Source organism: Pseudomonas boreofloridensis (assembly GCF_030580795.1).
Lineage (GTDB): Bacteria > Pseudomonadota > Gammaproteobacteria > Pseudomonadales > Pseudomonadaceae > Aquipseudomonas > Aquipseudomonas boreofloridensis.
In genome coordinates, this window is the sequence record NZ_JAUQOQ010000017.1 from 65,306 (window position 1) to 90,765 (window position 25,460).

General features: G+C 61.8%; 19 protein-coding genes. 7 read left to right on the forward strand and 12 right to left on the reverse strand.

Translation table 11 applies throughout. The features are described from left to right. Nucleotides 1-9: 9 nt before the first annotated feature. The 7 genes from nusA (at nucleotide 10) to Q6A47_RS18605 (ending at nucleotide 8,903) form a co-directional block, all read left to right on the forward strand. The gene (gene nusA, locus Q6A47_RS18575; protein WP_029613928.1) at nucleotides 10-1,491 is read left to right on the forward strand and encodes a transcription termination factor NusA; all 1,482 of its coding nucleotides are present in this window, start codon (nucleotides 10-12) and stop codon (nucleotides 1,489-1,491) included. Between the two features lie 27 nt (nucleotides 1,492-1,518). Further along, the gene (gene infB / locus Q6A47_RS18580) at nucleotides 1,519-4,056 is read left to right on the forward strand and encodes a translation initiation factor IF-2 (RefSeq protein ID WP_039575131.1); all 2,538 of its coding nucleotides are present in this window, start codon (nucleotides 1,519-1,521) and stop codon (nucleotides 4,054-4,056) included. Nucleotides 4,057-4,173: 117 nt separating this feature from the next. Then, on the forward strand, nucleotides 4,174-4,572 hold the full coding sequence (gene rbfA, locus Q6A47_RS18585; RefSeq protein WP_304485041.1) for a 30S ribosome-binding factor RbfA: 399 nt from the start codon (nucleotides 4,174-4,176) through the stop codon (nucleotides 4,570-4,572). A 3-nt stretch (nucleotides 4,573-4,575) separates the two neighbouring features. Continuing rightward, nucleotides 4,576-5,493, forward strand: coding sequence for a tRNA pseudouridine(55) synthase TruB (truB, locus tag Q6A47_RS18590; RefSeq protein ID WP_304485042.1), 918 nt, complete (start codon nucleotides 4,576-4,578; stop codon nucleotides 5,491-5,493). A 151-nt stretch (nucleotides 5,494-5,644) separates the two neighbouring features. After that, a complete protein-coding gene (gene rpsO / locus Q6A47_RS18595; RefSeq protein WP_029613930.1) occupies nucleotides 5,645-5,914 on the forward strand; it encodes a 30S ribosomal protein S15 in 270 nt (89 codons plus the stop codon). 259 nt (nucleotides 5,915-6,173) lie between these two features. Beyond that, on the forward strand, nucleotides 6,174-8,279 hold the full coding sequence (pnp, locus tag Q6A47_RS18600) for a polyribonucleotide nucleotidyltransferase (RefSeq protein ID WP_029613931.1): 2,106 nt from the start codon (nucleotides 6,174-6,176) through the stop codon (nucleotides 8,277-8,279). A gap of 264 nt (nucleotides 8,280-8,543) precedes the next feature. Beyond that, nucleotides 8,544-8,903, forward strand: a complete 360-nt coding sequence (locus tag Q6A47_RS18605; RefSeq protein WP_029613932.1) for a BON domain-containing protein — start codon at nucleotides 8,544-8,546, stop codon at nucleotides 8,901-8,903. Nucleotides 8,904-9,008: 105 nt separating this feature from the next. On the opposite strand, the gene Q6A47_RS18610 is transcribed toward Q6A47_RS18605, so the two are convergent. The 12 genes from Q6A47_RS18610 to dksA form a co-directional block, all read right to left on the reverse strand. Beyond that, complete coding sequence (locus Q6A47_RS18610; RefSeq protein ID WP_304485043.1) at nucleotides 9,009-11,945, reverse strand: DUF748 domain-containing protein; 2,937 nt, start codon at nucleotides 11,943-11,945, stop codon at nucleotides 9,009-9,011. Nucleotides 11,946-12,022: 77 nt separating this feature from the next. Then, nucleotides 12,023-12,892 (reverse strand): oxygenase MpaB family protein, encoded by an 870-nt coding sequence (locus Q6A47_RS18615; RefSeq protein WP_304485044.1) that lies wholly within the window; start codon nucleotides 12,890-12,892, stop codon nucleotides 12,023-12,025. A gap of 11 nt (nucleotides 12,893-12,903) precedes the next feature. Continuing rightward, on the reverse strand, nucleotides 12,904-14,568 hold the full coding sequence (gene pgi / locus Q6A47_RS18620; protein WP_304485045.1) for a glucose-6-phosphate isomerase: 1,665 nt from the start codon (nucleotides 14,566-14,568) through the stop codon (nucleotides 12,904-12,906). A gap of 195 nt (nucleotides 14,569-14,763) precedes the next feature. Continuing rightward, nucleotides 14,764-15,627 (reverse strand): pantoate--beta-alanine ligase, encoded by an 864-nt coding sequence (panC, locus tag Q6A47_RS18625; RefSeq protein WP_039575144.1) that lies wholly within the window; start codon nucleotides 15,625-15,627, stop codon nucleotides 14,764-14,766. Next, nucleotides 15,624-16,424: a 3-methyl-2-oxobutanoate hydroxymethyltransferase gene (panB, locus tag Q6A47_RS18630; RefSeq protein WP_304485046.1), complete on the reverse strand. Its 801-nt coding sequence runs from the start codon at nucleotides 16,422-16,424 to the stop codon at nucleotides 15,624-15,626. The genes panC and panB overlap by 4 nt, the downstream gene beginning before the upstream one ends. 251 nt (nucleotides 16,425-16,675) lie before the next feature. Beyond that, nucleotides 16,676-17,155, reverse strand: coding sequence for a 2-amino-4-hydroxy-6-hydroxymethyldihydropteridine diphosphokinase (folK, locus tag Q6A47_RS18635; RefSeq protein ID WP_029613937.1), 480 nt, complete (start codon nucleotides 17,153-17,155; stop codon nucleotides 16,676-16,678). A gap of 2 nt (nucleotides 17,156-17,157) precedes the next feature. Further along, nucleotides 17,158-18,540, reverse strand: coding sequence for a polynucleotide adenylyltransferase PcnB (locus Q6A47_RS18640; protein WP_039575148.1), 1,383 nt, complete (start codon nucleotides 18,538-18,540; stop codon nucleotides 17,158-17,160). A gap of 743 nt (nucleotides 18,541-19,283) precedes the next feature. Continuing rightward, a complete protein-coding gene (locus Q6A47_RS18645) occupies nucleotides 19,284-20,732 on the reverse strand; it encodes a sigma-54-dependent transcriptional regulator (protein ID WP_304485047.1) in 1,449 nt (482 codons plus the stop codon). Between the two features lie 4 nt (nucleotides 20,733-20,736). Beyond that, nucleotides 20,737-23,712, reverse strand: a complete 2,976-nt coding sequence (locus Q6A47_RS18650) for a sensor histidine kinase (RefSeq protein WP_162889489.1) — start codon at nucleotides 23,710-23,712, stop codon at nucleotides 20,737-20,739. Beyond that, the gene (locus Q6A47_RS18655) at nucleotides 23,696-23,872 is read right to left on the reverse strand and encodes a hypothetical protein (RefSeq protein ID WP_003250005.1); all 177 of its coding nucleotides are present in this window, start codon (nucleotides 23,870-23,872) and stop codon (nucleotides 23,696-23,698) included. Before Q6A47_RS18655 ends, Q6A47_RS18650 begins: the two co-directional genes overlap by 17 nt. Before the next feature lie 161 nt (nucleotides 23,873-24,033). Beyond that, complete coding sequence (gene gluQRS / locus Q6A47_RS18660; RefSeq protein ID WP_304485048.1) at nucleotides 24,034-24,921, reverse strand: tRNA glutamyl-Q(34) synthetase GluQRS; 888 nt, start codon at nucleotides 24,919-24,921, stop codon at nucleotides 24,034-24,036. A 63-nt stretch (nucleotides 24,922-24,984) separates the two neighbouring features. After that, the gene (gene dksA, locus Q6A47_RS18665; RefSeq protein ID WP_029612663.1) at nucleotides 24,985-25,431 is read right to left on the reverse strand and encodes an RNA polymerase-binding protein DksA; all 447 of its coding nucleotides are present in this window, start codon (nucleotides 25,429-25,431) and stop codon (nucleotides 24,985-24,987) included. Nucleotides 25,432-25,460: the final 29 nt, after the last annotated feature.

The window sequence follows — 25,460 nt, forward strand, 5'->3', positions numbered from 1 at the left end:
AGGCGTACGATGAGCAAAGAAGTACTGCTGGTTGTTGAATCGGTATCCAACGAAAAGGGTGTACCGCCCGGCGTCATTTTCGAAGCGCTGGAAGTGGCTCTGGCCACTGCAACCAAGAAACGTTTTGAAGACGAAGTCGATCTGCGTGTGGAAATCAACCGCCACACCGGTAGTTACGAGACCTTCCGCCGTTGGACCGTGGTCGACGAGAACGATCTAGACGATCCGGCGATCGAGACTTGGCTGGACAAGATCAAGGACACGCATCCCGAAGCCAAGATCGGCGACGTGATCGAGGAAAAGATCGAGTCGATCGAGTTCGGTCGCATCGCCGCCCAGACCGCCAAGCAGGTGATCGTGCAGAAGGTCCGCGAGGCCGAGCGTGCTCAGGTGGTAGACGCTTATCGTGAGCGAGTCGGTGAGATCATTTCCGGCACCGTCAAGAAAGTCACCCGCGACAACGTCATCGTCGATCTGGGCAACAATGCCGAGGCGCTGCTGGCGCGTGAAGACATCATCGCGCGGGAAACCTTCCGTGTCGGCGTGCGCTTGCGTGCGCTGCTCAAGGAAATTCGTACCGAAAACCGCGGTCCGCAGTTGATCCTGTCGCGTACTGCGCCGCAGATGCTGATCGAATTGTTCCGCATCGAGGTGCCGGAAATTGCCGAGGGGTTGATCGAGGTGATGGCGGCGTCCCGTGATCCGGGTTCGCGTGCCAAGATTGCCGTGCGCTCCAAGGACAAGCGCATCGATCCGCAAGGTGCCTGCATCGGTATGCGCGGTTCGCGTGTGCAGGCTGTTTCCGGTGAATTGGGTGGCGAGCGCGTGGACATCGTCCTGTGGGACGAGAACCCGGCGCAATTCGTCATCAACGCCATGTCGCCAGCCGAGGTCGCTGCGATCATCGTCGATGAAGATGCCCATGCCATGGACATCGCCGTCGCCGAGGACAACCTGGCCCAGGCCATCGGTCGTGGCGGTCAGAACGTTCGCCTCGCCAGTCAGTTGACGGCCTGGACCCTGAACGTAATGACCGAGAAGGACATCCAGGCCAAGCAGCAAGCTGAAACGGGTGACATCCTGCGTAACTTCATCGAGGAACTGGAGGTCGACGAAGAGCTGGCACAGGTGCTGGTCGACGAAGGCTTTACCAGCCTCGAAGAAATTGCTTACGTACCGTTGGAAGAAATGCTCAACATCGATGGCTTCGACGAGGATATCGTCAACGAGCTGCGTGCTCGTGCCAAGGACCGTTTGTTGACCAAGGCCATCGCTACCGAAGAAAAACTGGCAGACGCCCATCCGGCCGAAGACCTGCTCTCCCTCGAGGGTATGGACAAGGATCTGGCGGCGGAACTGGCGGTGCGCGGCGTGGTTAACCGCGAAGACCTGGCCGAGCAGTCGATCGACGACCTGCTCGACATCGACGGCATCGACGAAGAGCGTGCCGGCAAGTTGATCATGGCCGCCCGAGCCCACTGGTTCGAGTAATTAGGCGCGGCCTGAGGAGAGAAGTGCATGACGCAAGTCACGGTGAAAGAACTGGCCCAAGAGGTCGAGGCACCGGTAGAGCGCCTGCTGCAGCAGATGCGTGAGGCAGGTCTGCCGCACACCGACGCCGGTCAGGTAGTGACCGACAATGAGAAGCAGACCCTGCTGACTCATTTGAAAAGCAGCCACAAGAGCAAGGCGGAAGAGCCGCGCAAGATTACCTTGCAGCGCAAAACCACCAGCACCCTGCGTGTCGCCGGTAGTAAGAGCATTAGCGTAGAAGTACGCAAGAAGAAAGTATTCGTGCAGCGCAGCCCGGAAGAAATCCAGGCCGAGCAGAAGCGCGAGGCCGATGAGCGCCGCGCCGCCGAGAATGCTGCACGCGAGAAGGTCGAGGCCGAGACGCGTCAGCGTAACGAGGAACAGGCGCGTCGCCAGACCTCCGAGGCACCGGCTGCTGCACCTGCTGCGCGCACCGAGCCGGCACCTGCCGCTGCTCAGCCAGTGGTCGCGGACGCCCCGGTGGCCGATGACGCGGCTGCCCGCGCCGCCGAGCGCAAGAAAGACGAAAACCGCCGCAACGAAAGCCGTGGCCGTGACGACGATCGTCGTAGCGGTGCGGGTGAGCGTCGTGGCGAGGCCCCTCGCGTGTCCATCAAGGTCAAGGTCAAGGAGAAGGAAAAAGCCCCGACTCCACGTGCTGCCCCGCGCACCACGGACGAAGAGAGCGATGGAGCACGCCGTGGCCGTGGCGGCAAGGGCAAGCTGAAGAAGCGCAACCAGCATGGCTTCCAGAGCCCGACCGGTCCGGTCATCCGCGACGTCAGCATCGGCGAGACCATCACCGTCTCCGAGTTGGCACAGCAGATGTCGGTGAAGGCCGCTGAAGTGGTCAAGTTCATGTTCAAGCTGGGCACTCCGGTCACCATCAACCAGGTGCTCGACCGTGAAACCGCGCAGCTGGTCGCCGAAGAGCTGGGCCACAAGGTCACGCTGGTCAGCGACACTGCCCTGGAAGACTCCCTGGCCGAATCGCTGAAGTTCGAAGGTGAAGTCGAGTCCCGTGCGCCGGTCGTGACCGTCATGGGTCACGTCGACCACGGTAAGACTTCGCTGCTCGACTACATTCGTCGCGCCAAGGTCGCGGCGGGCGAGGCGGGTGGTATCACCCAGCACATCGGTGCCTACCACGTGGAAACCGACCGCGGTATGGTCACCTTCCTCGATACCCCAGGTCACGCTGCGTTCACCCAGATGCGTGCCCGCGGTGCCAAGGCTACCGACATCGTCATCCTGGTGGTGGCAGCGGACGACGGCGTGATGCCGCAGACCCGCGAAGCCGTTCAGCACGCCAAGGCCGCCGGTGTTCCGCTGGTTGTCGCGGTGAACAAGATCGACAAGCCGGGTGCCGACCTCGACCGCATTCGTAACGAGCTGGCCGTCGAAGGTGTGACCTCCGAGGACTGGGGTGGTGACACGCCATTCGTCAAGGTTTCGGCGAAGATGGGTACCGGTGTCGACGAGCTGCTCGAAGCCGTCCTGCTGCAGGCCGAGATTCTCGAGCTGACTGCCACCCCGACCGCACCTGGTCGTGGCGTCGTCGTCGAGTCGCGTCTGGACAAGGGTCGCGGTCCGGTGGCCACCATCCTGGTTCAGGACGGTACGCTGCGTCAGGGCGACATGGTCCTGGTCGGTTCCAACTATGGCCGCGTGCGTGCCATGCTCGACGAGAACGGCAAGCCTGTGAAGCAAGCCGGCCCATCGATCCCGGTCGAAATTCTCGGTCTGGACGGTACGCCGGAAGCCGGTGACGAGCTGTCGGTAGTGGCTGACGAGAAGAAGGCGCGCGAAGTCGCTCTGTTCCGTCAAGGCAAGTACCGTGAGGTCAAGCTGGCCCGTGCTCACGCCGGCAAGCTGGAAAATATCTTCGAGACCATGGGTCAGGAAGAGAAGAAGACCCTCAACATCGTGCTCAAGACCGACGTACGCGGCTCGCTGGAAGCCCTCCAGGGCTCGCTGGGCGGACTGGGCAACGACGAGGTTCAGGTTCGTGTCATCGGTGGCGGCGTCGGTGGTATCACCGAGAGCGATGCCAACCTGGCGCTGGCTTCGAATGCAGTACTGTTCGGCTTCAACGTGCGTGCCGATGCTGGCGCTCGCAAGATCGTCGAGCAGGAAGGTCTGGATATGCGTTACTACAACGTGATCTACGACATCATCGAAGACGTCAAGAAAGCCTTGACCGGCATGCTGGGCAGCGATGTTCGCGAGAACATCCTGGGCGTTGCCGAGGTCCGTGACGTGTTCCGTTCGCCGAAGTTCGGCGCCATCGCTGGCTGTATGGTCATCGAAGGTACCGTGTACCGCAATCGCCCGATCCGCGTTCTGCGCGAGGACGTGGTGATCTTCGAAGGCGAACTGGAGTCCCTGCGTCGCTTCAAGGACGATGCCTCCGAAGTGCGTAATGGCATGGAGTGCGGTATCGGCGTGAAGAGCTACAACGACGTCAAGGTCGGCGACAAGATCGAAGTCTTCGAGAAAGTCCAGGTTGCTCGCACCCTTTAAGGTGCGGGTCTGGCCCAAGCCCCGCCGCTCTGCGGCAGGGCCGGCCTCTGCAGGCAGCGCCCGGTCAGGCATACCGTCTGACCGGGCGTTTGCCGCTTCAAGATACAGGTAGCAAGAATGGCAAAAGAATACAGCCGTACCCAACGTATCGGTGATCAGATGCAGCGCGAGCTGGCCGATCTGATCCGCCGTGAAGTCAAGGATCCGCGTGTCGGCCTGGTGACCATCACCGCCGTCGACGTCAGCCGTGACCTCGGTCACGCCAAGGTCTACATCACCGTCATGGGCCAGGATGGCAGCGATGCCGTGGCTCAGACGCTCAAGGCCCTGAACAGTGCCGCCCGCTTCCTGCGGCTGCATCTGGGGCGAGCCATGCAACTGCGCAGCGTGCCGCAACTGCATTTCCATTTCGACGAAAGTGTCAGCCGAGGTGTTCACCTTTCTGCACTCATCGAGCGTGCGGTGGCCGAAGACCGTCTGCACCAGGATGTCGACGAGCCGGACACCAAGGAGTAAGTGGTGGCCCAGGTCAAACGCATCCGCCGCAACGTCAGCGGCATCATCCTGCTCGACAAGCCACTTGGCTTTACCTCCAATGCGGCCCTGCAGAAAGTGCGCTGGTTGCTCAACGCAGAAAAGGCCGGCCATACCGGTAGCCTCGATCCGCTGGCCACCGGCGTGCTGCCGCTGTGCTTCGGCGAGGCAACGAAGTTTTCCCAGTACCTGCTCGACTCCGACAAGGGTTACGAGACGGTCATGCAGATGGGGCAGACTACCAGCACCGCAGACGCTGAGGGCGAGGTCCTGCAGACACGCGAGGTGACCGTTGGTCGCACGGACATCGAGGCTGTGATACCGCGATTTCGCGGCGAGATCCGCCAGATTCCGCCGATGTATTCGGCGCTCAAGCGTGACGGTCAGCCGTTGTACAAGCTTGCCCGCGCCGGAGAGGTAGTGGAGCGCGAGGCGCGTTCTGTTACTATTGGCCGCTTGGAACTGCTCGAGTGTGAAGGCACGCGGGCGCGCTTGTCGGTCGGTTGCAGCAAAGGCACTTATATCCGCACGCTGGTGGAGGATATGGGTGAGGTGTTGGGCTGTGGGGCGTATGTCGCAGAACTGCGGCGAACCCAAGCCGGGCCGTTCATGCTGGCACAGACCGTGACGCTCGAAGAACTCGAGCAGGCCCATGCCGAAGGTGGCAACGAAGCGCTCGATCGCTTCCTTCTGCCCTCGGACAGCGGGTTGCAGGACTGGCCGCTGGTGCTGTTGTCCGAGCACAGCGCGTTCTATTGGCTGCACGGCCAGGCAGTACGTGCACCGGATGCGCCGCAGTTCGGCATGGTGCGCGTACAAGATCACAATGGTCGCTTCATCGGTATCGGTGAAGTGAGCGAAGACGGGCGCATTGCGCCGCGTCGACTGATTCGGTCGGAATGACCGATACCGCCAGGACGGACTTCGGTCAGGTCGGGCGGAAACGAGGGTGGCTGTCAGTAGGCACGGTCACACCTTCTTTTATCCATACAGGGATTTAACGCCCTGGCCTATTGGACCCCGCTTGCGGGATCCGTTTATCAGGAGAAGCCACATGGCCCTCAGCGTCGAAGAAAAAGCTCAGATCGTTGCCGATTACCAGCAAGCCGCCGGCGATACCGGTAGCCCGGAAGTGCAGGTTGCTCTGCTGACCGCCAACATCAACAAGCTGCAAGGCCACTTCAAGGCCAACGAAAAAGACCACCACTCCCGTCGTGGTCTGATCCGTATGGTCAACCAGCGTCGCAAGCTGCTGGATTACCTGAAGGGCAAAGACACCACCCGTTACAGCGCCCTGATCGGTCGCCTGGGCCTGCGTCGCTAATAGCGGCCCGGCCAGTGGTGTGCGTGGCGTGTCGCAAGTTTGGGAAGCGTTGCCTGGCAGCGCGAACCCTGGACACGCCAGGCGTATCTTCGAGGTTGGCAGCCTGATGCCGTCGTGCGGATTTATCCGCCCGACGCTCAGGCTCCCAGCCTCGTGTTGTATCTGGACGGTCGAAGGAGACGACACTCCCCGCCGCCCAAGCATTCGCAAGACCCCGTTTTCCAAGTTCCCCCAAGAGCCACTGAAAAGGTAGGAAACCGTGAACCCGGTAATCAAGACGTTCCAGTTCGGTCAGTCGACCGTCACTCTCGAAACGGGCCGCATCGCCCGTCAGGCCACCGGCGCCGTGCTGGTCACCGTCGACAACGATGTCACCGTGCTGGTGACCGTGGTCGGTGCCAAGCAGGCCGATCCAGGCAAGGGCTTCTTCCCGCTGTCCGTGCATTATCAGGAAAAGACCTACGCTGCCGGTAAGATCCCAGGCGGTTTCTTCAAGCGCGAAGGCCGTCCTTCCGAGAAGGAAACCCTGACCTCGCGTCTGATCGACCGTCCGATCCGTCCACTGTTCCCCGAAGGGTTCATGAACGAAGTGCAGGTAGTCTGCACCGTGGTTTCCACCAGCAAGAAGACCGATCCGGACGTTGCGGCGATGATCGGTACCTCGGCTGCCCTGGCCATCTCCGGCATTCCGTTCGAAGGTCCGATCGGCGCTGCGCGCGTAGCCTTCCACGAGAGCACCGGTTACCTGCTGAACCCGACCTACGAGCAATTGCAGGCTTCGAGCCTGGACATGGTCGTGGCCGGTACAGAAACTGCGGTGCTGATGGTTGAGTCCGAAGCCAAAGAACTGACCGAAGACCAGATGTTGGGCGCTGTGCTGTTCGCCCACGACGAGTTCCAGACCGTGATCAAAGCGGTCAAGGAACTGGCCGCCGAAGCGGGCAAGCCGACGTGGGACTGGCAGCCGGTCGTTGCCAACACCGAGTTGCTCGACCGCGTGCGTGGCGAGTTCGGCGAGGCCATTTCGCAGGCCTACACCATCACTCAGAAAGCCGATCGCTACAACCGCCTGGGCCAACTGCGTGATGAGGCCATTGTCCGTCTGTCCAACGACGAAACCGGCCCGACTGCCGGTGCGATCAAGGAAATCTTCGGCGAGCTGGAATACCGCACCGTCCGCGAGAACATCGTCAACGGCAAGCCGCGCATCGACGGTCGTGACACCCGCACTGTGCGTCCGCTGAATATCGAAGTCGGTGTGCTGCCCAAGACTCACGGTTCGGCGCTGTTCACTCGTGGTGAAACCCAGGCACTGGTCGTTGCGACCCTGGGTACTGCGCGCGACGCACAGCTGCTCGATACCCTCGAAGGCGAGAAGAAAGACGCCTTCATGCTGCACTACAACTTCCCGCCGTTCTCGGTCGGCGAGTGCGGTCGCATGGGCGGCGCTGGTCGTCGTGAAATCGGCCACGGCCGTCTGGCCCGTCGTGGCGTGCAGGCCATGCTGCCGAGCGACAGCGAGTTCCCGTACACCATCCGCGTGGTGTCGGAAATCACCGAATCCAACGGCTCCAGCTCCATGGCGTCGGTGTGCGGTGCATCGCTGGCACTGATGGACGCCGGTGTACCGATGAAAGCGCCAGTGGCCGGTATCGCCATGGGCCTGGTCAAGGAAGGCGACAAGTTCGCGGTCCTGACCGACATCCTCGGCGATGAAGACCACCTGGGCGATATGGACTTCAAGGTCGCGGGTACCGCCAAAGGTGTCACCGCGTTGCAGATGGACATCAAGATCAACGGGATCACCGAAGAGATCATGGAGATCGCCCTGGGCCAGGCCCTGGAAGCGCGCCTGAACATCCTCGGCCAGATGAACCAGATCATCGCTCAATCGCGTACCGAGCTGTCGGCCAACGCGCCGACCATGATTGCGATGAAGATCGACACCGACAAGATCCGTGATGTCATCGGCAAGGGCGGCGCCACCATTCGCGCCATCTGCGAAGAGACCAAAGCGTCGATCGACATCGAAGACGACGGTTCGATCAAGATCTTCGGCGAGACCAAGGAAGCGGCCGAAGCGGCCAAGCAACGTGTTCTGGGCATTACTGCCGAGGCCGAGATCGGCAAGATCTACGTTGGCAAGGTCGAGCGTATCGTCGACTTCGGCGCCTTCGTCAACATCCTGCCGGGCAAAGACGGTCTGGTGCACATCTCCATGCTTAGCGATGCGCGTGTGGAGAAGGTCACCGACGTGCTCAAGGAAGGTCAGGAAGTCGAGGTGCTGGTACTGGACGTGGACAACCGTGGCCGGATCAAGCTGTCGATCAAGGACGTCGCTGCCGCCAAGGCATCGGGTGTCTGAGCCTGATTGGCACTGACTGAAAGAGGACCTCTACGGAGGTCCTTTTTTTACGCCTGTATAAAGCACGGCAGTACTTGCATCTTGCATGCAGTTTTTTTGCGGTACTTGCAAATTGCACGAGTCAGGCAAGGTTTGATTGTTTGTAAGCTATTGATCTGTAAGGTTTTAATGGGTTTTTGGAATGTGGCACAGCCCCTGCAACTACCTTTGCACCTGCTGCCAGGAATCACGGCGCAGATCTTTCGATAAACAGGAGTGAACCACATGAAGAAGTTTGCCATTGCTGCCGCTACTGCTACTGCTCTGACTCTGTCCATGGCTAACGGTGTATTCGCCGCAGAAGCTACTCAGGCTCCAGTAATGCTGGCTTCCAATCAGCCGGTAGCTGATGCCAAGCAAGAAACCTCCGACACCTGGATCACCACCAAGGTGAAGGCTGATCTGCTGACCGAGAAAGGCATTCCAGGCTCCGATATCAAAGTTGAAACCACTCACGGTGTAGTCGCTCTGTCCTCGAAGGATGGCGTGACCCTGACTTCGGCTCAGAAAGATACCGCTGTGATGATCGCCAAGAAAATCAAAGGCGTTAAGAGCGTTACCGCTGAAGCGCTGAAGACTCAGTAAGTCTCTGTGCTAGGCCCGATGGAACGGGCCAGTAGAACGAAAGCCCCGGCCATTGGCCGGGGCTTTTTGCTGAGTGAGCACAAAGCTTGGGACTCTGTTCGGGATTCACTCCGCATCCAGATGCATCGGTGTGATCACACGTCCGTCAGCTTCGGCTTTGCCGAGTGTGGTATCGATGAAATACACCCGATCATCTTCAAGCTTACCGTGATCCACCAAGTAGTCTTTGATGCTGCTAGCGCGTTCCTGGGCCAGGCTGCGCAGCAGTGCGGCGCTTTCTGCCCAAGACCTGATAACCGCCTCGCGCAGCTTGGTCGTGCGCTCGTCGCGACTCAGCTTCTCCCACTCGGCAGGCGGTTGCTGTTTGAGGCGAGTGCGATAGATGCCCTCGAGCATTGCCGGTTTGTCGCTGTCGTCGACCACCAGCATCGAGGCGTTGGCTGGAACCTTGTCGCCGCGGCGCTGGAGGATCTTGTACCAGGTACTCTGGTATTCGCGCTCCAGGCGTTGCTGGGCGATCAACGGGCCATCGCTGGTCTGCGCGCTGGTACCCTCGATTTCCAGGCGTAGCTCGGGCCTCTGCTTCAATGCAGCGGCCAGCTTGTCCAGATCGCCCTTGGCAGCAGTGCTCAGATCACTGGAGCCAGGCGCGAAGGCTACCGTGCCCAAGTCTTGCGAGCCGCCGCCAGCGATCAGTCCACCGATGAACTTGAACGGCGCCTGCGCTGCGCGAAGCACCAGATTGCGCATCGTTTGCCAGACGATCGGCATGACACTGAACTGTGGGTTGTTCAGGTCGCCGGAGACGGGCAGCTCGATCGAGATGCGGCCCTGGGTGTCCTTGAGCAATGCCACCGCCAGGCGAATCGGCAGGTCCACGGCATCAGGGCTGTCGACGCGCTCGCCCAGTTGCAACTGTTCGACAACCACCTTGTTCTCGGCCTTCAGTTGGCCCTTGGTGATCACGTAGTGCAGGTCGAGGTCCAGGCGCCCTTTGCGGATACGGTAGCCGGCGAATTTGCCCGAATACGGCGTCAGCGTGGTGAGCTCGACGCGCCGGAAGCGCGTGGCGATGTCCAGACTGGCCATCGGATCGAACGGATTCAACGCGCCTTTGATGGTGACTGGCGCATAGCGGTCGACCTTGCCTTGGACGTCGACTTTGGCTGGCTGCGACTGGCGATTGTCGATGGTGCCAATCTGGCCGTTGAGCTGCTGAACGGCCGTGGCGAAATTGGGTGTCAAGGTCAGGTCGGCGAAGTTGGCCGAACCGTCGTTGATGTCGATCTGGCCAATGCGGATGCCCAGCGGTTTATCAGCGCTGGCGGTAGCCGGTTTGCGCTCGCCGCTCGACGAGCTTGCGCTGGTTTGCGGGATCAGCAGGTCGTCGATGCTGGTGGTGCGGTCTTCGTTGATGATGAAGCGCGCGTAGGGTTGCTGCAGGGTGACTTTGTCGATCGACAATGCATTGCCATGCACGTAGGACAAGCCATCGACGTTGACCTGCTGCCACTTGACGAAGTCTCGGCCCTTGATGGTGTCGAGGGTGTGCAACTGATTGACCTGCGCCTTGCCTGTGACGCTGAAGGCCAGTGGCTGGGTACCCTTGAGGTCGACGTCGAGATCGCTGGCGAGCATGCCGCTGCGCAGTTCCAGGCGAATGAAGGGACTGATATAGGCCTGGGCCACGCGCAGGTCGATGTCGCGGGTACTGACATTCAGCTTGGCCGTGACTGGCGCGAGGTTGACTTGACCCGCGGCCTGCAGCTTGCCCTGACGGCCGACACCGGTGTCCAGTTTCAAGGTGAAAGGCGACTGGTTCAGGCTGTCGAAGCCTTTGAGGTCGAGATTCAGCGGGCCGACATCGAGCTCTACGGGGGCCTGTTGGCTGCGATCTGCCAGATGGATCAAGTAATCGCGTGCCTGCACGTCCTTGAGCAGTACCTGCCAGGGCTTGCTTGGCGCCGCTGCGGCCTGTTCGGGGGCAACGGGCTCGGCGGTAGCTGGCTCGGCCTTTTGCTTGGGTGTGACCTTGGCCGGCTGGCTGGCGAATAGCTTCTGCCAGTCGAGCTGACCATCGCGCTCAAGCGCCGCCCAGGTTTCGAGCTTTTCGCTGCGGACCTTGCCAACGCTGACCCGTTGCTTGGCGAGATCGACCGAAGTGTCGCTGATTTCCAGCTTCGCCAGACGGGCCAGCTTACGGCCATCCGGCGCCTTTATGGCGAACGGTGCGATGCGCAGCGAGGCGTTGTCCAGCAACAGTTCGGTCTGTTTGGACAGGTTGAGCTTGTAATGCGTGTCGAGGCTGAGCTTGCCGTCCTCGAGCACCAGCGGCACGGCGTCGCGCACATAAGGCCAGAACAGCTTCATTTTGCCGTCGGTGATTTTCAGGGTGCCTTCGGAGGCGATCGGGGACAGGCTGAGGTTGCCACTCCAGTCGATCCGACCGCCATTGGGGCCGTTGGCTACCAGTGTCATATCCGCGCTGTCGTCGGGCAGGGTGCTGAGGTTCTTAAGCTCCAGGTTCATCGAGTCGTAGAGAAACTCGATGGGCTCGCTCGGGCGCAGATCCTGGAAGTGCAGGTAGCCTTCGTTGAGCTTGATGCGGGCGATGCGCAGTGGGAAGGGGTCGCTTGGCGTTTCGTCCGCCTTGGGCTCGCTTGGCGGCAGCTTGAACAGGTGTGAGAGGTTGAGGCTGCCATCCTTGGCGAACAGCAATTCGGTGCGCGGCTTGTCCAGCTCGATGGCGTCCAGATGCAGGGCTCCGGTCCACAGACTGTCGAGTGAAAGATTGGCATAGAGGCGCTCGAACCCGACCTGCTCCTTCCCTGGCTCGCCCACCTGCAGGCCCCACAGGGTCAATTCGAGGGTGAAAGGATTGAACTCGATGCGCTGCAGGTGTGCCGGCACGGTGGCGTAGTGGGCCAACTGCTGGTTGGCGATGCGCAGAGCGACGCCGGGGAGGATGAAGAAACCCATGAGGCTGTAGAGGGCCACGATGGCTAGCAGGGCGCCGATGGCGCGGATCAATCCTTTGGGCATGTGCGGCGTCGTCTGTCGCGAACGGAGGTGCCTTGGAGTATGGCACGGCTGATCGGTTCCGAAACATCGGACAAACCCTAGATCAGGTCCATTCGCCTGCGGGCACGCTGAGCCGAGCCATTGCGCATCGCCCAGCGCAGTATCGGCGCGATCTGCTTCACCCCGAGACGTACTAACTGGCGCTTGAGCGAACTCTGACGTTGCCCGAGGAGATCGTTGGCCCATAAGGGCAGCAGGTCGATGCCCGCCTGCAGCATGAGGGTGCCAACGGGCTGCGCCACTCGGCTGGGCGCCGGCGCAGCGAGCAGGATTTGCACGACTTCCAGGCTACGGTCATCACAGCACAATTGCGGGCGCATGCCTTGCAGATAGTGTTGCACTTGCCTGCAGGAGCGCGGCACATCGCGCGCACCTAGTCGCTCGGCGACGAGGGCGATTTCCGCGTAGTAGGCGTCCTGGTCGCCAGCGGACATCTGCGGGTTGCGGTAGCGCAGATGTGCGGCGAGGAAGCTGCTCACCTCGGCGACGTGCACCCAGGTGAGCAGGTTTGGGTCGCTGGCTGCGTAGGGGCGTCCATCGGGCGCGATGCCGACGACCTGATGGTGAATCTTGCGGACCTTTTCGATCAGCCACTGCGCATCCTGGGTCGAGCCGAAGGTCGTGCCGGAGATGAATTGGCTGGTCCGACGCAGGCGTCCGAGCAAATCTTCACGAAAGTTGGAATGGTCCCACACCCCGGCCAGCGCCAGGGGGTGGAGCAGTTGCAGCATCAGCGCACTGATGCCGCCGATCAGCATGCTGGGAAAGTCGCCATGGACCCGCCAGCTCACGCTGTGTGGACCAAACAGGCCCGGATCGCCCTTGGGCGACTCCAGGTCGAGTTGACCGAGCGCAAGCCCGGTCATGCTCATCAGCTGAGTTTCGATACGGCGACGCAGTGCTTCCACGGGCGTGTGGATCAACCGCGGTGACGTCCGCGGAAGTAGTTGATCAGACCTTGGGTCGAGCCGTCCTCTGCGCTTTCCTCAAGGCTGCCCACCAGACGCTGGTACACGCCTTTGCCTAGCTCCTTGCCCAGTTCGACGCCCCACTGGTCGAAGGCGTTGATGCCCCAGATCACGCTCTGCACGAAGACCTTGTGTTCGTACATCGCCACCAGCGCGCCCAGGCGCCGCGGGCTGATGCGCTCGACCACCAACGTATTGCTCGGACGGTTGCCCGGGATGATCTTGTGCGGCGCAAGCGTTTCCACGTCCGCCTCGTTGAGCCCCTTGGCGCGCAACTCGGTTTCTGCTTCCTCGCGCGTTTTGCCGAGCATCAGGGCCTGGCTTTGCGACAGGCAGTTGGCGTAGAGCCACTGGTGGTGGTCGGCCACTGGGTTGAAGCTGACCACCGGCACGATGAAGTCGGCCGGGATCATCTGGGTGCCTTGGTGGAGCAACTGGTGATAGGCGTGCTGACCATTGCAGCCCACGCCGCCCCAGATCACCGGGCCGGTCTCGGTCTTCACCGGCGAGCCATCGGTCAGCACGCTTTTGCCGTTGGACTCCATGTCCAGCTGTTGCAGGTGCTTGGTGATGTTACGCAGGTAGTGATCGTAGGGCAGGATGGCGTGGCTACTGGCGTTCCAGAAATTGCCGTACCACACGCCCAGCAGGGCGAGCAGCACTGGCATGTTCTTCTCGAACGGCGCAGTCTGGAAATGCTGGTCCATGGTATAGGCCCCGGACAGCAGTTCCTTGAAGTTGGCGGTGCCGATGGCCAGGGCAATCGGCAAACCGATGGCCGACCACAGCGAATAGCGCCCGCCGACCCAGTCCCACATCGGGAAGATGTTCTCTTCACGGATACCAAACGCCACGGCCGCAGTCTTGTTGCTGGAGACAGCAATGAAGTGACGGTAGAGCTCGGCTTCCGAGCCGCCCTGGGCCAGGTACCAGGTGCGAGCAGCCTGGGCATTCTTCAGCGTTTCGAGGGTGTTGAACGATTTCGACGAAACGATGAACAAGGTGGTCTCGGCGCGCAGCTTGGCTGACAGCTCATGGAATTCGCTGCCGTCGATATTGGCCAGGTAATGGCAGCGCACGCCGCGCTGGGCGTATGGCAGCAGCGCCTCGGAGACCAACTCCGGGCCCAGGAAGGAGCCGCCGATACCGATGTTCACCACGTCGGTGATCGGCTTCTCGCTGTAGCCGCGCCACAGCCCGTCATGGATGCGTCCTACCAGTTCGGTGATCTGGTTGAGCACCTTGTGCACTTCCGGCATCACGTTGACGCCGCCGACATTGAGCTTGTCGCCGACCGGGCGGCGCAGGGCGGTGTGCAGCACAGGACGGCCTTCGGAGCCGTTGATGATCTCACCGCTGAACATGGCCTTGATTGCCTCTTCAAGGCCCACTTCCCGCGCCAGGTCGACCAGCAGGTCGCGGGTCTGTTCGGTAATCAGGTTCTTCGAATAGTCCAGGAACAGGCCGCAGCTGCTGAGCGAGAACTGCTCGAAGCGCTTGGGGTCGGCGGCGAAGGCTTCTCGCATGCTGAACCCCTGCATGGCGTCGCGGTGCTGTTTGAGCGCTTGCCAGGCGGGCAGGGCCGTCACGTCGTGGGGAGTGCGGTAATACGCCATTGCGGGTGGTTTCCTTCGGGCATGGTCTGGCTTGGACACTGGCAGTCATTGCCAGTTGCAAGAAAAGGCCATTATAGGCATTGGTCCGATGGCGGGAATGGGAGCGGTGCTGCGGAGAATGAAATTTTTGCGAGAAATGCGGCAAGGTGCTGCGAGCAGGCTCTGCGCGTTTGTCTGCGCAGAGCCTGCAAGGTCTTATGCAGCAGGCTCTTCAAGGTGCAGGTAGAGGTTGTCGATCAACCGCGTAGTGCCTAGATAAGCCGCCGCGAGAATGACCAGGTCTCGGTCGTCGATCACGGCTGGCTTGAGCGTCAGCGCATGGCGGATTTCCAGATAGTCCGGGCGCAGTCCCGCATTGATCAGGTGCGCCTGACCTTCGGCGAGCAGCGTCGAGAAATCTCGCCGACCGCGACCAAGTCCTTCGGCCAGCGCCCGCAGGACCTGATACAGCACCGGCGCCGTAGCGCGCTGGTCCGGACTCAGGTAGCCGTTGCGCGAGGACAGCGCCAAGCCGTCCTCGGCACGCACGGTCGGCTCGCCGATGATCTGGATCGGCATGTTCAGGTCGCGCACCATGGCGCGAATGACTGCCAGTTGCTGGTAGTCCTTCTCACCGAACACGGCTAGATCCGGCTGAACCATGTTGAACAGTTTGCTCACCACGGTCGCTACACCTTCGAAGTGGCCCGGGCGGCTGGCGCCGCACAGTCCCTCTGACAGATGCGGCACGCTGACTCGGGTCTGCACGCCCATGCCATCGGGATACATCTCCTCGACCGCTGGCGCGAATAGCAGGTTGCAGCCTGCCTGCAGCAGCGTTGCCTGATCGGCGACCAGGGTGCGCGGGTACTTGTCCAGGTCCTCGCCGGCGCCGAACTGCAGCGGGTTGACGAAGATGCTGGCAACCACGAAGTCGGCGCGCTGGGCCGCCTTGACGACCAGAGCGGCATGGCCGCTGTGCAGGTTGCCCATGGTCGGGACGAAGGCGATACGCTTGCCTTCGCCGCGCGCGCGCGCTACCGCAGCGCGTAGTTCACGGACGGTCTTGACGGTATTCATGCGCTGAACCCATGTTCAGGTGCCGGGAAGGAGATGTCCTTGACCGCCTTGACGTAGGCCGCCAGGGCGCTGTCGATGCTGGGCTGACCCGCCATGAAGTTCTTCACGAACTTCGGCACGCGACCGCTGAGGGTCAGGCCGAGCATGTCGTGCAGGACCAGCACCTGGCCATCGGTCCCGCTGCCGGCACCGATGCCGATCACTGGAATGCTCACAGCCTGGGCGATGTCCGTAGCCAGCGCGCTGGGTACGCATTCGAGCAATAGCATGGCCGCGCCTGCCTGTTGCAGGGCGAGGGCATCGGCGCGCATCTGCTGCGCCTGGGCCTCTTCGCGGCCTTGGACCTTGTAGCCGCCCAGTACATTGACTGTCTGCGGTGTCAGGCCCATGTGCGCACAGACCGGAACGCCACGGTCGGCCAGCAGGCGGATAGTGTCGCCCAGCCAGGCGGCGCCCTCGACCTTGATCATGTGCGCCCCCGCACGCATCAGCGTGGCGCAGTTGCTGAACGATTGTTCGAGGGTGGCGTGGGCCATGAACGGCAGATCAGCGAGGATCAGCGCACCCTGGTTGCCGCGTTTGACACAGGCGGTGTGGTAGGCCATCTCGGCGGTGGTGACTGGCAGTGTGCTGTCATGGCCTTGCAGGACCATGCCCAGCGAGTCGCCGACCAGCAGTACTTCGACGCCGGCCTGGCTTGCGGCCTTGGCGAAAGTGGCGTCGTAACAGGTCAGCATGGTGATTTTCTCACCCTTGGCCTTCAGGCCATGCAGGGTGGTGAGGGTGACTTCAGGCATGTAGCGAGATCCTCGTTCAGGCGCTGTGAAAAACGACTGCGTACAACGCGTGTATTCATCTTCCGGAGCGGCACATCATCGTGCGTGATGTTCGGGTCACAGGGCTGTCCGGGCCTAAATGGGTAGAGAGCGGCTGACGGGCGCCGCGGGACGCCTATAGTCGTGAGCGAGGTGGGGGAAGTCAATGACCCTGTTACGGCATTGTTACGCCCGGAGTGTTACTGCCGTTACCGATGGCAGAAGTGCCCGGATTACAGGCGCTCCAGCCCCACGAAGGGGCAGGCCTGAAGCAGTTGCGCGAGGCGACGACCGTCGGCCAGGGTGAAGTCGGCGGGTACCAGTTCGGCCAGCGGGTAGAGCACGAACGGGCGGGCGTGCATATGGTAATGAGGCACTTTTAGCCGGGGGATATCGATGACGTCGTCGCCGAACAGGAGTATGTCCAGGTCGAGCGTGCGCGGTCCCCAGCGCTCCTTGCGCACTCGGCCTTGGTCGTTCTCTATACCTTGCAAGGCGTCGAGCAGCGCTAGCGGCGCCAGGCGGGTGTCGAGTGCCGCGACGGCATTGGTGTAGCGGGGCTGGCCGGGCAGCAAGGATTCACTGCCATACAGGCCCGAGGCGGCGACCAGGCGTGTCGCGGGGATGCGGTCCACAGCCTGGAGCGCACTGCGCAATTGCTCGTCCGGGGCGTCCAGGTTGCTGCCCAGGCCGATGTAGGCGCGAACGGTCATGCTCAGTCGAAGCTGCCTTCGCCGCCGGACTTGCGCTTGCTGCCACTGCGCTTGCGCTTGCGCGTGGTCGAGGCGCCGTCATCGCGGCTGCCCAGTTCGCGAATCATGTCGCGGCGTTCGCTGTCGTGGGCATCCTGGTAGTCGGTCCACCACTGGCCAAGGTCGTCGGTTTCCTCGCCGGCGCTTTCGCGCAGCAGCAGGAAATCGTAACCGGCCCGGAATCGCGGGTTGTCCAGCAGCATGTCGGCGCGTTTACCACTGCGCCGTGGCAGGCGCTCCTGCATGTCCCAGATCTCGCGGATCGGCAGGGTGAAGCGCTTGGGAATCGCGATGCGCTGGCACTGCTCGGCGATCAGGTCGTGGGCGGCTTCGTTCATCGCCGGGATCGGCGGCACGCCCTGACTCTGCAGGAACAGCGAGCGCGCCGGGAGGGCAGGCCAGAGCAGAGCAGCGAACAGGAAGGCTGGGGTGACCGGCTTGCCTTGCTTGACGCGCAGGTCGGTGTTGCTCAACGCCTGGCTGATCAAGGTGTGGGTGTAGCTTGGGCGTTCGTCCAGCGCTTGGGCGCTGGCTGGGAACAGCGGCTCGAACAACTGCAAATCGACCAGCATCTCGAAGGCAATCGCCCCGTGGCCGGACAGGAACAGCTTCAACACTTCCTCGAAAAGGCGTGCTGGCGGGATCTCGCGCAACAGCTTGGCCAGATCGCGGATGGGCTGAACGGTATGTTTTTCGATGCCGAAATCCAGCTTGGCGGCGAAACGCACCGCCCGCAGCATACGGACGGGATCTTCCTGATAGCGATGGGTGGGATCGCCGATCAGACGCAGCAAACGGTTACGGATGTCGTGCACGCCATTGGCGTAGTCCAGGATGCGCTCGCTGACCGGATCGTAGTACAGCGCGTTGATGGTGAAGTCGCGGCGCTGGGCATCGTCTTCGAGCGTGCCGTAGACGTTGTCGCGCAGAATGCGTCCGCTGGAGTTGTGCGACGAACGGTGGGTGTCGCCTTGGTCTTCCTCGCTGTGGTGGGCACGGAAGGTGGCAACCTCGATGATTTCGCGGCCGAAATGGATATGCACCAGCTTGAACCGGCGACCGATGATCCGCGCATTGCGAAACTCGGCGCGGACCTGCTCGGGTGTGGCGCTGGTGGCGACATCGAAGTCTTTGGGAGCGATGCCCAGCAGCAGGTCACGCACGCAGCCGCCGACCAGATAGGCCTGGTACCCAGCGCTCTGCAGGCGCTCGACGATGCTCACGGCGTGGCGGCTGAACTGGCTGCGCTGGAGCGAGTGCTGGCTCTGATTGATCACCTCAGGCGTGGTGCGCCTGTGCTGACCACGGAGGGGAGGACGGAACGACTGGAACAGCTTCTTCAGCATGGGATGCACTGTATGAAGGAATGTTCGGCCAAGACTAGGAGAATGGCCGCATGATGGCGGGGGATTCTAGCATTTACTGTCGGGATGGTGTAGGCAGTGCCGCGAAGGGATTCTGATGGGGGTAGAAACGACAAGGGGAGCCTAAGCTCCCCTTCAAGTCGTTGCGTGCTCTTATTGTTTTTTTATCGGGCTTCTTGTTTTTGTTGAGTGCCCTGTCCACCGATATTTACGCTGTGGACGACCCCATGTTCGGGGTGAAGAGCAAACGGATTGCTTTGGTCGCTGAGTCATGCTGATCATTCGATCCAACCAGTTCAGGCGCTGCTTTAGTGCAGTGTTGTTATTCTCAGCCTGGTTGTGGGGCAAGCCCAAACACAACGCCTCTCCAAAAGAATCAGTTAGCTGCGCCTCCGCCGTCTTGTTCTTGTTATGCGTGAGTCGTTTCGTCTTGTTCTTATTTTGAATTGCCGTGCTTGTTATTGTTCTTGTACGAAAGATATAGCAGGTGCCGTGCCAACTTTGTGAGGGCCAATGAAATCGGGGGTTTGGGCGATTTTAGGCGTGAAGCTTGTCGGCGAAATGATGAGATTTCGTTACCGTATGCCTCGGTTTGTTACGCCAGGGGCGGACGAGGTAACAGATTTTTCACGTCGGAGGGGCGCTACTGGATGGCACGGTGAGGGCGGGGGCTCGGCGGGACATGTCCGGTGCTACACGTTGGGCGTGTCCCGCGTCGCGAATGATCAGTTTTCGCTGGCTACGTTACTCTTGCGTCGCGGGATGCCCAGGCGCTGGCGCCGTTCCCACAAACATTTGCGGCTGACGCCAAGTTTTCGTGCCAGTTCGGTTTCGGTCATGTGGTCCTGATGCTCGAGTACGAAATGCTGGAAATAGTCTTCCAGCGACAGGTCCTCGGTAGGTTCGTGGCTGGCGTTGCTGGTGCTGACGCCACCTGCTGGGTGAATACCTTCGAGCATGTCGTCGTCCAGGTCGGCCAATTCGATATCGATGCCCAATAGATCGGCCGATATTTCCGGACTTTCGCTGAGGATGACTGCCCGCTCGACCGCGTTTTCCAGTTCACGCACGTTCCCGGGCCAATGGTAGTGACGAATGGCCTGCTCGGCATCGGCCGCGAAATGCAGGTCGTCGCGGCCGATGCGTGCGCTCTGGCGAGCGAGGAAAGCATCGGCGATCTGGTTGACATCGCTGCCGCGCTCGCGCAGGGCCGGCAACTTGAGGGCGATGACATGCAGGCGGTAGTAGAGGTCTTCGCGGAACTGTCCTGCTTTGGCAAGGTTCTTCAGGTCACGGTGGGTAGCGGCGATCAGGCGCACATCGACCTTTTGCGACTGCACCGATCCGACCCGGCGGATCTCGCCTTCCTGAAGCACACGCAACAGGCGAGCCTGGGCCTCTAGCGGCAACTCGCCGATTTCGTCGAGGAACAGAGTGCCACCGTCTGCCGCCTCCACCAGGCCGGCGCGGCCGGCGCTGGCACCGGTGAAAGCGCCTTTTTCGTGGCCGAACAGCTCGGATTCGATCAGGGTCTCCGGGATCGCTGCGCAGTTGACGGAAATCATCGGGGCCTTGGCGCGGCGCGAGAGGTTATGCAGCGCGCGCGCCACCAGCTCCTTGCCGGTGCCGGACTCGCCCTGGATCAGCACATTGGAGTCGGTGGGCGCGACTTTGCGGATTTTACTGAACAGGTCCTGCATGGGCGCACAGGCGCCGATGATGCCGATCTCGCCATTGGCCGGGGCATTCATGGGCTTTTCGGCTGCCCCACCCTTGCTGGTGCGGCTTGGTTCGGCGGCAGTGGTGGCGCTGGCGAAAGCACTTTGGCGGTCGCGCAGAATGCGGGCGACGGCTTGCAGCATTTCATCGTGGTCGAACGGTTTGGCGATGTAGTCCACCGCGCCCATCTTCATCGAATCGACTGCCGAGCGTAGGCTGGCATAGCTGGTCATGATCAACACCGGCTTGCCTTCTCCGAGCTTGATCAGTTCGGTCCCGGGAGCGCCGGGCAGGCGCAGGTCGCTGACGATCAAATCGAAGGAGGCAATGCTGAAGCGCTCCTGGGCTTCCTGTACCGAGCCGGCTTCGCTGACCTGATACTGGTTGCGTTCCAGCAGTCGGCGCAGGGCCGAGCGAATGATGGTTTCGTCTTCGACGATCAGAATGTGCGGCATTGATTCAATTCTCTCGACGGTCTCGAATGTCAGGGGACGTCGCTACGACATGCCGGGGCAGGGTCACGCGGATCCGTGTGCCACATTGCCGATCAGGATCGGCCGGGCTGTCGATGGTGATTTGCCCATAATGCTCTTCCACGATGGAATAGACCAGCGCAAGCCCCAGTCCGGTTCCTTCGCCTGGATCCTTGGTGGTGAAGAACGGCTCGAACAGGCGATCCATGATGTTTTTCGGAATGCCGCTGCCTTCGTCTTCGACGATCAGGTCGACGGTGTGTTCGCTCGCTTCGCTACGCACACGCACCGCACTGCCCGGTGGCGAGGCATCGCGGGCGTTGGACAGCAGGTTGATCAGTACCTGGGCCAGGCGCTGCGGATCGCCTTCGGCCCAATGGTCGGGGTCACACAGGTTGAAGAACTGCACCTCGAAATTGCGCCGGTTCAGGGCCAGCAGCCCGATCGCATCCTGCGCCACCTCGGCCAGGGCCACCGGTTCTTCGTTGTTCTGATGGCTGCCACCGGCGTGGGCGAAGCTCATCAGTGACTGGACAATGCGTGACACGCGTTTGGTCTGCTCAAGGATCTGGCTGGACAGCTCGATGATCTCACCGTCGTCTTCGCGTTCCTCGCGCAGGTTCTGCGCCAGGCAGGCGATGCCGGTGATCGGGTTGCCGATCTCGTGAGCCACGCCCGCCGCCAGGCGACCGATGCTGGCCAGACGTTCGGAGTGCACCAGCTTCTCCTCCAGCGCCTGGTTTTCGGTGAGGTCTTCGACCAGCAGCACCAGGCCGCTGTTGCCCGGAGCCAGCGGTTCGTCGATCGCCGCCTTGTGCAGGTTCAGCCAGCGCGGCTGGCCGTCGAGCGCCAGGCGTTGTTTGTGCAGGTGCTCGTCAGGCAGGTTGATGAAGCCTTCGAGCAAACCGCGCCAGGGTTCGGCGATGGTGATCAGGCGCGACCCCACCACATGCTTGGCGGCGATTCCGGTCAGTTCCTCCATGGCCTTGTTCCACATCAGGATCTCTTGATCCTTGGCCAGCGAGCAGACGCCCATGGGCAGTTCCTGAAGCGTCTGGCGGTGATAGCGGCGCAGGGCGTCGAGCTCGGCGGCAAGGCCGGTCAAGCGCGAGTGGTAGTCTTCCAGCCGGCTTTCGATGAAGTGGATGTCTTCGGTGACGTAGTTCTCGTTCCCGGACTTGTAGGGCAAGAAGGTCTCGACCATGTCTTGGGCCACGCTGGGACCCATGAGTCCCGAAAGGTTGGCTTCGATGCGATCACGTAGTCGACGCAGGGCGTAGGGACGGCGCTCGTCGAACGGCAGGTAGAGGTCGCGCAGGGCCTGCTCGACCTCTTTCTGTGCGGCCTTGGCCCCCAGCGGCTTGGCCAGTTGGGTGGCGAACTCCTGGGGTGAGGCAGCGTGCAGTTCGCGACGCTGTGGGCGGCGCACGTTGTCGACGGCACAGGCCTCGGCGGCGCTGACTTCCTCGCTGCTGGCATTGGTGAACAGCGATATCAAGGTAAACAGCAGGACGTTGGCGGCCAGCGAAGCGATGGCTGCCATGTGCCAACTGGTGTCGTCCAGTACGTAGATCATGTCCAGCAGGGGAATGTAGAAGCCTTGCACGTTGCCCAGCAGTGGCAGCAGCATGGTCACCAGCCAGACCAGGGTGCCAGCCAGCAGGCCCGCGATGAAGCCGCGGCGGTTGGCGGTCGGCCAGTACAGCACCGAGAGCACGCCGGGCAGGAACTGCAGGGTGGCGACGAAGGCGACGATGCCAAGATTGGCCAGGCTCTGGTGGGTATTCTGGGTCAGGTAGAAGACGAAGCCCGCGGTGATGATCGCCACGATCAGGGCGCGACGGGTCCACTTCAGCCAGCGGTAGATATTGCCCTCGGCCGGTGGCTGGTACAGCGGCAGCACCAGGTGATTGAGCGCCATGCCCGACAGCGCCAGGGTGGTGACGATGATCAGGCCGCTGGCGGCGGAAAGCCCGCCGACATAGGCCAGCAAGGCCAGCGCTTCGTTATTGGCGGCGATGCCCAGGCCCAGTGTGAAGTACTCTGGATTGGTGCTCGCGCCCAGGCGCAGACCGGCCCACAGCACCAGCGGCACCGCCAGGCTCATCAGCAGCAGGAACAGCGGCAGGCCCCAACTGGCACTGACCAGGGCGCGGGGACTGAGGTTCTCGGTGAAGGCCATGTGGTACATGTGCGGCATGACGATGGCCGAGGCGAAGAATACCAGCAGCAAGGTGCGCCATGGGCCTTCCTGCAGCGGGGTGTGCAAGGCTGCCAGTGCGGTCTGGTTCTGCAGCAGCCAGACTTCCAACTCGTGCGGACCTCCGAACACGCCGTACAGCGCATACAGCCCGATGCCGCCCAGTGCCAGCAGCTTGATCACCGACTCGAAGGCGATGGCGAACACCAGGCCTTCGTGTTTTTCGCGGGTGGCGATGTGCCGCGAGCCGAAGAAGATGGTGAACAGCACGATCAGCACACAGAAGGCGAAGGCGACCCGTGCCTTGACCGGCTCGCCGGTGAGGATGCTGATGGAGTCGGCCACCGCCTGTATTTGCAGGGCCAGCAGCGGCAGCACGCCGATCAGCATGATCACCGTGGTCAGGGCGCCGGCCCAGGTGCTGCGAAAGCGAAAGGCCAGCAGGTCGGCCAGCGAAGAGAGCTGGTAGGTGCGGGTGATCTTGAGGATCGGATAGAGCAGAACGGGGGCCAACAGAAAGGCGCCGGACACGCCCAGGTAGCAGGCAAGGAAACCATAGCCGTATTGGTAGGCCAGACCTACCGAGCCGTAGAAGGCCCAGGCGCTGGCGTAGACGCCCAAGGACAACGTGTAGGTCAGGGGATGGCGGATGACCGAGCGCGGGATCAGCCCGCGCTCGCTGATCCAGGCCACGCCGAACAGCACCAGCAGGTAGGCGGCGCTGATCAGGATCATCTGGGTCAGGCTAAAGCTCATCGGCATCTCGTTGGCTCTGCAGGATGAAGGTGACGACGATCAGGATCAGCCAGAGCAGGTAAGGGCGATACCAGGCTCCGGTCGGTTCGATCCACCAGTCCATGATGGCCGGGGAGAACAGGTAGATCCCCACGACCAGAAGCAGGACCAAGCGATAGATATACATGCGGGCCTCGATGGCAAGGTGCTGCGCAAGTGAGCTTCTTATTATTGGCGCAAACGTCCGGGGCGATGCTAGCGGGATTCGCACTCGTTCGCCAAGGATTTGAATTGGCTGGGCTTTTTATCACGCAGAAAGGAGCGGTGGCCGGCGGGTGCGCCGTGGCCTCAGCTCAGTTCGGCCTCGGGTAACGAGGGCCGCGCCTGGATTGCGTCGGGGCGCCATTGCGCGATCGCCTGGGCCAGCACCTCACTGGGGGGCGCGCTCGACAGCGTTGCCGGTGCCTGCTGACCCAGCGCTCGAAGTGCTCGTAGCAGCAGCGGTGTCGCCTGTTCGGCCGGCAGCGGCGGCGAGCGGTAGGTCTTGCCCAGTTTGTGCCCGTCAGGTTGGGTGATCAACGGGATGTGCAGGTAGCGCGGCTGCAAGAAGCCGAGCAATTCCTGGAGGTACAGCTGGCGCGGTGTGTTGTCGAGCAGGTCGGCGCCACGCACGATGTCGGTAACTCCCTGCCAGGCATCGTCCAGGACCACCGCCAGTTGATAGGCGTACAGTCCGTCGCGACGCTGGATGACGAAATCGCCCACCTCGCGGCCCAAATGCTGCTCGAAGCGACCTTGCACGCGGTCGTCGAAGCGGTAGATCAGTTCAGGGACCCGGATGCGGATGGCCGCGTTTTCGCGAGCATGGCCCGCGTTGCGACAAAAGCCGGGATAGAGGCCGCCATGCCCCTCGAGCTGCTTGCGCGAGCAGGTACAGGCGTAGGCAAGGCCCATGCTGAACAGCCGATCGACCACGGCGGCATAGGCGTCGTGGCGCTGACTCTGGAAGACCACCTCGCCGTCCCAGTGCAGGCCGTAGCGCTCCAGCGTCTGCAGAATGGCGTCGCGCGCGCCAGGCATCTCGCGGGGCGGATCGGTGTCTTCCATGCGTAGCAACCATCGGCCGCCTGCGGCGCGTGCGTCGAGCCAGGAGGCCAGGGCGGCGACCAGTGAGCCGAAGTGCAGGAAACCGCTGGGAGTGGGGGCGAAGCGGCCTATATAGCGGGAGTCTTTCATGGGCATGTCAGGCATATAAATGAAATGGGGCGCTAGATGCGCCCCATTCGGATGAAGTCAGGATCAGCCCTTGCCGGCCGATTTTTCCTTCTTCTCGGCAATTTCCTTGCAGTCGAAGCATAGGTCGGCCGTTGGGCGAGCTTCCAGCCGGCGCAGGCCGATCTCGATACCGCAGGTGTCGCACCAGCCGTATTCCTCGTCCTGGATTTTCTGCAGGGTCTTGTCGATCTTCTTGATCAACTTGCGTTCGCGATCGCGGTTGCGCAGTTCAAGCGCGAATTCTTCTTCCTGGCTCGCACGGTCGGCCGGGTCCGGGAAATTCGCCGCTTCGTCCTTCATGTGGTCCACAGTGCGGTCCACACTGATCATCAGCTCGCCTTTCCAGGCGCTGAGCAGCTTGGTGAAGTGCGCGCGCATGGGAGCGCCCATGTATTCCTCACCCTTGGTTTCGACATAGGGCTCGACACCGTACATGGTCTGACCGGTTTTTTGCTTTTCTACGGTGGACATGAATAGACCGCCTCTCACTCATCTGATCC